General features: G+C 49.5%; 1 protein-coding gene. It reads right to left on the minus strand.

The window, feature by feature from the left end:
* Nucleotides 1–936: YhgE/Pip family protein (locus tag GSO_RS07655; protein WP_010490771.1), on the minus strand; the 936-nt coding region annotated here is incomplete at both ends.

A 936-nucleotide genomic window follows, 5' to 3' on the forward strand; every position in this document is an offset into this window, starting at 1 on the left:
TCTCCATTGGGAAGGTCCCTCCAGAACCGCCCAGTTGTAACATTAACCCGACCATCGCAACAAATCGGCCAGGATTATCAAATGCCATTGAAAGGAACATAATGAGATACATCGAGGTTAGTGAGAACAGAATCGCGGTGAGATAAAACTGTCCGACGTGATCGATGTTCAGACCGACTGCCATGATCAATGTTGCTTCAACAATGGCGGTTGCAACGGCAACAACTGCGCCAATGGTGATTTTGCTGAAGAACCACTGGGTCGCAGTGCCATCAGCTTTAGAAACTTTACGGATTGGATAGGCGAAGTTGAAGACCAAAGCACCGACGTAGAGGGCAAGACTCAAGACATATGGTGCAAGGGCATGTCCATAATTAGGAACATATGAATAATGCTTTTGCGACATCTTGGTTGGTGCGGCAAACATTTTCTTGGTATCACTGGTGACGGTGATGCCGTTAACCTTCTTGGCGCTGCTAGAGAGCGTTTTGGCAAACTTTTTGTCGCCGTTTTTAAGCTGAGTGGAACCGGATTTAAGGGTGCCACTCTGGGCGGTGATTTGGCTAGTGCCATCCGCGAGTTGGTTGACGCCGGATACAAGCGTTGGAACATTGGCATTCAATTGACCAACGCCATTGGCAACTTGACCGGCACCATTGGCCAGCTGGCTGACTCCGTTAGTGAGGGTCGGCACTTGACCGTTCAGGGTACTTAAACCACCAGAGACTTGACTGGAGCCGGAATAGAGTTGACTGACCCCGTTTGTGAGCGTTGGGATTTGACCGTTTAAGGTACCTAAGCCACCAGAGACCTGGTTAGAACCGGAGTAGAGTTGGCTGACGCCATTGGTTAGCGTTGGGATTTGACCGTTTAAGGTGTTTAAGCCACCAGAGACTTGGTTAGAACCGGAGTAGAGTTGGCTGACGCCATTGGTTA

It is taken from the genome of Lacticaseibacillus zeae DSM 20178 = KCTC 3804 (assembly GCF_000260435.1).
GTDB classification, from domain to species: domain Bacteria; phylum Bacillota; class Bacilli; order Lactobacillales; family Lactobacillaceae; genus Lacticaseibacillus; species Lacticaseibacillus zeae.